General features: G+C 51.3%; 8 protein-coding genes. All 8 read left to right on the top strand.

Annotation, left to right across the window (positions count from 1 at the left end):
- The first annotated feature begins 183 nt into the window (after nt 1–183).
- The 8 genes from L1N82_RS21405 (at nt 184) to L1N82_RS21370 (ending at nt 8,515) form a co-directional block, all read left to right on the top strand.
- Nucleotides 184–396 (top strand): hypothetical protein, encoded by a 213-nt coding sequence (locus L1N82_RS21405; RefSeq protein ID WP_235289484.1) that lies wholly within the window; start codon nt 184–186, stop codon nt 394–396.
- 267 nt (nt 397–663) lie between these two features.
- Nucleotides 664–1,842 carry a GNAT family N-acetyltransferase gene (locus L1N82_RS21400; protein ID WP_235289483.1) on the top strand — a complete coding sequence of 393 codons (1,179 nt, stop codon included), beginning with the start codon at nt 664–666 and terminating at the stop codon, nt 1,840–1,842.
- Between the two features lie 257 nt (nt 1,843–2,099).
- Complete coding sequence (locus tag L1N82_RS21395; protein ID WP_235289481.1) at nt 2,100–2,561, top strand: CtsR family transcriptional regulator; 462 nt, start codon at nt 2,100–2,102, stop codon at nt 2,559–2,561.
- A gap of 48 nt (nt 2,562–2,609) precedes the next feature.
- Nucleotides 2,610–3,128, top strand: coding sequence for a UvrB/UvrC motif-containing protein (locus L1N82_RS21390; protein WP_235289480.1), 519 nt, complete (start codon nt 2,610–2,612; stop codon nt 3,126–3,128).
- Nucleotides 3,129–3,149: 21 nt separating this feature from the next.
- Nucleotides 3,150–4,226 carry a protein arginine kinase gene (locus tag L1N82_RS21385; RefSeq protein WP_235289479.1) on the top strand — a complete coding sequence of 359 codons (1,077 nt, stop codon included), beginning with the start codon at nt 3,150–3,152 and terminating at the stop codon, nt 4,224–4,226.
- Between the two features lie 2 nt (nt 4,227–4,228).
- On the top strand, nt 4,229–6,685 hold the full coding sequence (gene clpC, locus L1N82_RS21380; RefSeq protein ID WP_235289477.1) for an ATP-dependent protease ATP-binding subunit ClpC: 2,457 nt from the start codon (nt 4,229–4,231) through the stop codon (nt 6,683–6,685).
- A 159-nt stretch (nt 6,686–6,844) separates the two neighbouring features.
- Entirely contained in the window at nt 6,845–7,228 is a 384-nt protein-coding gene (locus tag L1N82_RS21375) for an antibiotic biosynthesis monooxygenase (protein ID WP_235289475.1), read from the top strand.
- 201 nt (nt 7,229–7,429) lie between these two features.
- On the top strand, nt 7,430–8,515 hold the full coding sequence (locus tag L1N82_RS21370; protein ID WP_235289474.1) for an ABC transporter substrate-binding protein: 1,086 nt from the start codon (nt 7,430–7,432) through the stop codon (nt 8,513–8,515).

The following is an 8,515-nucleotide window of genomic DNA, read 5'->3' as shown; positions in this document are numbered from 1 at the left end:
AAGTTCTAAACACTTCATTCGCATCCGGTTTTCAGGGTGTAACCTATACGTAAGAGCGTCTGTCCGATAACTTGGGCAGACGCTCTTTTTGCAATTCCATCATGATGAGTAATGCCTGTGTTCTTGTGCATCCTATTGGAAGAATAACCGGCGCACTAAACCATTTAGAGAGGAGAGGGTAAGATGCAGGAGCAGCCATTTACAGGACAGGACATAGGTCATCGGTCGACGACAGCTAAAGCAATAATCAAGGAGATTATTGCAGAAGCAGATGAGCAGCATAACCATACTAACCAAGACCTTAGGTGTCGTGATTCACAACAAGTAAGTAATGCCATAGCGGAAGCTGCAAAAATTGGGCTGCATCTTGAAGCTGATCCGGATGAGTATCGCTAGGATTTCCGTGCTGTAATTGGTGTGTTCACAGTGTTGTTACTTCTCGGTTGGCGAATATTCTGGTGCATTAGATAGTGCTGTTGTTATATCACGTAATAAGGATCGGCTACCCATTATCATAGACAATGCAGCGGCAGCCCGATCAGCCGGAGACTTGTAGTCTCCGGCTTCTTGCCTTTTGAAGCTGCATAGAGAGAGGTATATAATGGGATTACATCGTGCTCTAATACATACTGGTCATAATTGAACCGGGAAGGAAGTGATCTCATGGTGGAAATCAGGAAGTTTCGCCAAGAGGAATTTGATACGCAGATGGAATTACTATTGTATGCCTTTCAAGCAGAGCTTACCCAGGAAGAAAGGGAGGAGAATAGAAGCCAGTTTAAACCAGAGCACAACTGGGGAGTGTTCGAGGAAGGCAAGCTGAAAGCCTCGCTGTCTTTGCTGCCTTTTGAGTTATATGTGAACGGTCGAGTATTCCAGATGGGTGGTGTGGCATCTGTTGCCTCTTGGCCTGAGGAAAGGCGCAAGGGCCTGGTTGCTATGCTGCTCTCTCACACTTTGGAGACGATGAAGAAGGAAGGTCAAACCGTCTCTTGTCTGCACCCGTTTTCTTTTGCCTTTTATCATAAATATGGATATGAAATGTACTGCGAATATAAGCGTTATGTCATTGAAGCGGCACTTTTGCCGGAGCGGCAGCCATACCAGGGGAAGGTAGAACGCTGCAATGGCGATATTCCTTTGCTGGATGCCATCTACAATCAATACGCTATCCGGTATAACGGTATGTTGAAACGGGAGGAAAGCTGGTGGAAGGAAGCGGTTTTTGACAGGAAGCCAGGACATGCTGCTGTTTATTACAGGGCGGGTGGAGAACCCGCCGGCTATATGCTGTATGCGGTCAAGGACCGCGTATTTACCGTACACGAGTTTGTGCCGCTGGATGAAGAAGCACGGACGGCGCTATGGACCTTCATTGGCAACCATGACTCGATGATCGATCGCGTTGAAATGACTGCACCTATTGATGATTATACTCCATTTGTCGTAAGCAATCCGCGCTTTAAGCAGGAGATAATCCCGTATTTTATGGCCAGAATCGTTGATGTAAAGCCTTTCCTGGAGCAGTATAGCCTTCAAGCGCCTGGGAAATCGCATGAATTCACCATTCAGCTTTCCGACCCTTATGCTCCCTGGAATGAAGGCACCTGGACTATTGAAATCTCCGCTGAAGGAGCAGCATCAGTTCAACCATGTGACAAGAAAGAAGCTCATACGCCGGATGCCAGCTGCGATATTCAGACGCTAACAGCTATGCTGCTTGGTTTTAAGCGTCCTTCTATGCTCTCCGCAGCAGGCAGATTGTCGGCTGGTGAGGAGACGATTAAACTCCTGGAATTGCTGATTCCCAAGCGGACAACATACCTGACAGATTTCTTTTAAGGTTTTATGTTGAGTTGGGGCAGATACGGTTGCCATTACCCAAGGCCCGCCTAACAATCAAAGTTTGGAAAACAGGGTAAGGGTAAGTATAAATCGTGCCGTATCCGCCCCAAGCTAATTAATGAACATCATGGAGAACAGGCTTGACGGCACGATAAAATTGCGTATAATTAAATTAAAGTCAAAGAAAGTCAAAGTCAAGCAGGGCGAAAATATATAGTCTCGTATTTCTGCCGCGGCTTGGGGAGGTTGGTGAGATGCGCAACATTTCCGATCTCATTGAGCAGTATCTTAAGCAGATGCTTCAGGAAAGCTCCGAAGGAGCCGTTGAAATTCAGCGTAATGAACTGGCAGACAAGTTCTCATGCGTTCCTTCACAAATTAATTACGTAATCAGTACCCGCTTTACATTGGAGAAGGGATATGTGGTAGAGAGCAAGCGCGGGGGAGGCGGTTATATCCGCATCCAGCGTGTCGAGCTTCCGACGCTCAAGGTGATTCATACCCACATTCATCAGACAATTGGAGAACGAGTCGACCAGACCGCAGCAGAGGGCCTGATTTATCAGCTGGAGGAAGCGGGTATTATTGCAAAGCGGGAGGCAAACCTGCTTAGAGCAGCTGTATGCCGAAATACGATCGCACTTAAGCTTCCCCAGCGTGACGAACTACGGGCAAGGCTGCTGAAGGCCATGCTGATTTCCCTGTTGGCACGCTGATCATCGCCCGGTGCTTGGCATGACCGGGAGAAGGAGTGAGTATTCCAGATGCAATGTCAGGAGTGCGGAAAAAAGCCCGCCACACTTCATTTTACGAAGATTGTAAATGGGGAGAAGACTGAATTCCATATCTGTGAGGCATGTGCTCGGGAGAAGGGAGAAATGATCCCGGGCACACCTGGTGGTTTTTCGATTCATAGTCTCTTGTCAGGGCTGCTCGATTTTGAGCCGGCGGCTCAATCGGGACTTGGTCCCAAACCCCAGACCATCCGCTGCGAGGAGTGCGGGCTGACCTACAGCCAGTTTAGCAAGATTGGACGTTTTGGCTGCAGCTCCTGCTATCGTCATTTCTCAGGAAGGCTTGATCCGCTCTTCAAGCGTGTGCATGGCAATACGGTGCATGTGGGTAAAATTCCGGTGCGCAGCGGCCAGCAAATCCAATCCAAGCGGGAGATTGAAAAGCTCAAGCTGGAGCTTCAGGAGAAAATAGCGCATGAAGAGTTCGAGAGCGCGGCTCAGATCCGTGACCGGATACGTGAGCTGGAGAAGCGATTGGCGGATGCTTAAGCGGAAGGGGGAGTAGCGCGTATGGTACGCCGGCGGTTCGCGCAGGATGCGCTTAGTGAGTGGATGAAGACCGATGGGCCGGATTCGGAAATCGTAATCAGCAGCCGGATTCGGATCGCCCGCAATTTAAGCGACCATCCCTTCCCGATGCTGGCCACAAACCAGCAATCACGTGAAGTGATGGAGCAGCTGACAGGTGTTGCGCGGGATGAAAGGTTGGAATCTTTCGGAAGGTTTGATATTTTTATATTATCCGAGCTGAATGAGCTGGAGAAGAAAGTGCTGGTTGAGAAGCATCTGATCAGTCCCGGACTTGCCAACGAGTCCAGGGGAGGAGCACTGCTTCTGAATGAGAAGGAATCCGTCAGCATTATGATTAATGAGGAGGACCATCTCCGCATCCAGTGTCTGTATCCAGGATTTCAAATCAAGGAAGCCTGGAAAGTCGCCAGCCGGATTGATGATACTTTTGAGGGGGCAGTTGATTTTGCCTTCGATGAGAAGCTTGGTTATCTGACCAGCTGTCCGACCAATGTCGGTACTGGAATCCGGGCTTCCGTAATGATGCACCTGCCTGCGCTTGTGCTGACCCAGCAGATTAACCGTATTCTGTCGGCTATCACCCAAGTTGGATTGGCAGTCAGAGGGTTGTATGGTGAGGGCAGTGAAGCGGTAGGCAACCTGTTCCAGATCTCCAATCAGATTACGCTGGGACAGTCGGAAGAGGAAATTATTGATAACCTGTATGGTGTGGCCCGCCAAATCATTGAACATGAGAAAGCGGCGAGAGAGCGGCTAATGTCAGAATCTCGTGTTCGTGTCGAGGATCGGGTGAACCGCTCATTCGGCATACTGTCTCACGCCTCTATTATGGACTCTAAGGAAGCCGCTCAGCGGCTGTCGGATGTGAGACTGGGTATTGATCTTGGCATCATTCAAGATGTGCCGCCATGTGTCATGAATGAATTAATGGTAATGACGCAGCCCGGGTTTTTGCAGCAGGTGTTTGACGAGGTGCTGAACCCCGAGCAGCGTGACATACGCCGGGCGGAATTAATCCGCGGGCAGCTATTGAAATCGGAAAGCGGAGGTGTTTGAACATGATGTTTGGAAGATTTACAGAACGTGCGCAGAAGGTGCTTGCTCTTGCACAGGAGGAAGCGGTTCGACTCGGTCATAACAACATTGGAACGGAGCATATTCTGCTCGGCTTGATCCGGGAAGGTGAAGGCATAGCGGCTAAAGCGCTGATCGGTCTAGGACTGGGTCTGGAGAAGATCCAAGACGAAGTGGAGACGCTAATCGGCCGCGGACAGGAGCAGCCTACGAATATTGCCTATACGCCTCGCGCCAAGAAGGTAATCGAGCTCTCAATGGATGAGGCGCGGAAGCTGGGCCACACGTATGTCGGCACCGAGCATATCCTGCTTGGCCTCATTCGTGAAGGCGAAGGCGTAGCTGCACGCGTACTGAACAACCTGGGCATCAGCTTGAACAAGGCGCGCCAGCAGGTGCTCCAGCTGCTTGGAAGCAGTGAAGCGGTATCAAGCAGCCATGGCACACCTGCCAATGTCAGCACGCCGACCCTCGACGGTCTGGCTCGTGACCTGACGGCGAGCGCACGCGAGAGCCATCTTGATCCGGTAATCGGCCGCAGCAAGGAAATCGAACGTGTTATTCAAGTGCTGTCCCGCCGGACGAAGAACAATCCGGTACTGATTGGTGAGCCTGGCGTAGGTAAGACGGCGATCGCCGAAGGACTTGCACAGAAGATTATTGCCAATGAAATTCCGGAGACGCTTCGTGACAAGCGAGTCATGACACTTGATATGGGTTCTGTCGTAGCCGGAACGAAGTACCGCGGTGAGTTCGAGGATCGTCTGAAGAAAATCATGGATGAGATTCGCCAGGCCGGGAACATTATTCTCTTTATCGACGAACTGCATACCTTGATCGGGGCAGGCGGTGCGGAAGGGGCAATTGACGCTTCCAACATTCTTAAGCCGGCACTCGCCCGGGGTGAATTGCAATGTATCGGTGCGACCACGCTGGATGAATACCGCAAGTATATTGAGAAAGATGCTGCTCTTGAGCGCCGGTTCCAGCCGATTACGGTTGATCAGCCTTCGGTTGAAGAAGCCATCCAGATACTCAGCGGCCTGCGTGACCGTTATGAGGCTCATCATCGTGTGAAGATTACCGATGAGGCGATTGAGCAGGCGGTTAAGCTGTCGGACCGCTACATTACCGACCGCTTCCTGCCGGATAAAGCGATTGACCTGATTGACGAAGCAGGCTCCAAGGTGAGACTGAATTCCTATACTGTACCGCCAAACCTCAAGCAGCTGGAGACGCGTTTGGATGACATCCGCAAAGAAAAGGACGCTGCTGTTCAAAGCCAGGAGTTTGAGAAAGCAGCTGCTCTGCGTGATACCGAGCAGAAGATGCGTGAAGAATTGGATGTAACGAAGAACCAGTGGAAAGAAAAGCAGGGCCGTACGGACTCCGAAGTGACGCCTGAGGATATTGCACAGGTGGTGGCGAGCTGGACGGGGATTCCGGTCAGCAAGCTGAAGGAAGAAGAGACCGAGCGCCTGCTGAAAATGGAAGAGATTCTGCATGACCGTGTCATTGGTCAGGATGAAGCGGTCAAAGCGGTAGCAAGGGCGATCCGCCGTGCCCGTGCAGGTCTTAAGGATCCGAAGCGACCGATGGGCTCGTTCATTTTCCTTGGTCCTACAGGTGTTGGTAAGACGGAGCTCGCACGGGCTCTTGCCGAGGCGATGTTCGGTGATGAGCAGGCTGTCATCCGGATCGATATGTCCGAATACATGGAGAAGCATTCGACTTCCCGACTGGTCGGAGCGCCTCCGGGATACGTGGGTTATGAAGAAGGCGGCCAGCTGACCGAGAAGGTTCGCCGCAAGCCGTATTCGGTTGTGCTGCTCGACGAAATCGAGAAGGCTCACCCGGAAGTTTTCAACATCCTGTTGCAGGTTTTGGAGGACGGCCGTCTAACCGATTCCAAAGGCCGCGTCGTTGACTTCCGCAACACGCTGATCATTATGACATCCAATGTTGGTGCCGACCAGATCAAGCGGAACTCGACACTGGGCTTCACGGCTGTACAGGATGCAGGCAGAGAATTTAACCAAATGAAGGACAAAGTGATGGCTGAGCTGAAGAAGAACTTCCGTCCTGAGTTCATCAACCGGATCGACGAGACGATTGTCTTCCACTCACTCGAGCAGGAGCATATTGCCCAGATCGTAACGCTCATGTCCGAGGAGCTTCGCAAGCGTCTGCGTGAACAGGAGGTTGACTTCACTCTCACAGATAGCGCAAAAGCATTCCTGGCGAAGGAAGGCTTCGACCCGCAGTATGGCGCGAGACCACTCCGCCGTGCTATCCAGAAGCATATTGAAGACCGTCTGTCCGAGGATCTGCTAATGGGTAAAATTTCCAAAGGAGATACACTGGTGATCGATGAGCGTGAGGGCACGCTGGTCGTTGAACCGGCAGGCGCTTCATCGGAAGAGCCAGCTGGCAAGAATTAATGAATTGCAATTAGCCGCTAACCAGGCTCCCAGTAATGAAAGCCGTCTCTGCAGCTTTTAGCTGCCGGAGGCGGCTTTTATGTATTTTGGCTAGCCTTGTTTGTACAGGATGGAGATCATTGGTAAACTTAAGCTATACGCTTCAGAGGAGGAATGAATATGATTCTTGTAACCAATACGATCAAAATCAAAGCAGGTCACGCGGATGCGGTGGCCGAGCGGTTCATGAACCCAAAGGGAGTGCAGCATGCCCCGGGTTTTGTCCGGATGGAGCTGCTGAAGACCGAAGGTGTAGAGGAGCATGACGAACTAAAGGTATGTACGACTTGGGAGAGCCGGGAGGCATTTGACAGCTGGGTCAACAGCGATGCGTTCAAGGAAGCGCATGGGCGCAAGGGCGGGGCACCCTCGCAGGGAGGCGGTCAGCATGGTCGGCCCGCTTCAGAAGGACAAGCCGAACAGTCGGGTGAAGGCCCGATTATGTTGGGTGCCAAACTCACCATCCATCAGGTGCTGTTCACACACCCTAAGGAACAGGCATAACTGCAGAAGTGTCTGCTCATCAGTTGAATGAATTAGAAATGAATCCATAAAGCCGTACACGTTCCGTATCATAGAGCGTTTGCGGTTTTTTTGCATGGATTAAAATTTGATGGCCCGATAAACCTCGGATAACATATGGCTAACAAACCTTCTCTATAATTTGCCCTTGTACATAGATTTTATAGAGGAGACGATGCAGCTATGAAATTCAAGACACTGCTGGCTGGCTTGATGGTCATCGTGGCATTGAGCGGATGCGGCGGAAACCAGACAGGGACTAATAATACGGCGGAGAAGGCTGGAGGAAATACGACAACAGGAGCGTCTGCTTCGAATAATGGACAAGCCGGCGAGGCGGGAGATGCGGGAATAAGCGGTAAGCTGTCGTTCTACACCTCGCAGCCTGAGGAGGATGTTACGAAGCTTGTGGATGCTTTTAACAGCCAGTATCCGGATGTGGAAGTGCAAACCTTCCGGTCAGGTACAGAAGAGGTTATTGCCAAGGTGCTGGCAGAGAAAGAAGCGGGCAGGGTTCAGGCCGATGTGCTGCTGGTTGCCGATGCGGTTACATTCGAAGGCTTGAAGGAAGCGGACATGCTGCTGAAATATGAATCTCCGGAGCTCGCGAATATACCCGTTGAAATGGCTGACCCGGACGGTATGTATACGGGTACCAAAGTGATGGCTACGGCGCTCGTATATAATACAGCAATGGTGCAGCAAGCGCCGGTTTCCTGGTCCGTGCTGACGGCACCGGACAATAAGGATCAAGCAATTATGCCAAGCCCTGTATACTCCGGTGCTGCAGCCTACAATGTGGGCGTGTTCTCCCGCAGTGAAGAATTTGGATGGAGCTTCTTTGAGGAGCTGAAAGCAAATGGCATGACCGTGATTAAAGGCAACGGTGCGGTGATCAAGGCGGTAGCGGCCGGTGAAAAATCATACGGCATGGTCGTGGACTTCCTTGCGGTAAGGGAAAAGCAGAAGGGCTCTCCGGTGGAGCTGGTTTACCCTGAGGAAGGTGTGCCAGTCATCACCGAGCCGATCGGCATTATGAAAGAAACGAAGAATGAGGCTGCTGCACAGGCCTTTGTAGACTTTGTCCTGTCTGAGGAAGGGCAGAAGCTAGCTGCTGGAACGGGTTATACGCCGATCCGTGAAGGAATTGCAGCGCCAGAGGGACTGAAGACGGTAAGCGAGATGAAGGTATTGTCCAGTGATATTTCGGTGCTCACTGAAGCTCGTGAAGAGGACAAAAAGGCATTCATCGGCCTTTTCGGGCAGTAA

Origin of the sequence: Paenibacillus tarimensis, from assembly GCF_021532315.1 — a bacterium.
GTDB classification, from domain to species: Bacteria; Bacillota; Bacilli; order Paenibacillales; family Paenibacillaceae; genus Paenibacillus_I; species Paenibacillus_I tarimensis.
Note: the sequence above shows the minus strand (reverse complement) of the source record. Positions and strands in the feature narration are given on the sequence as shown.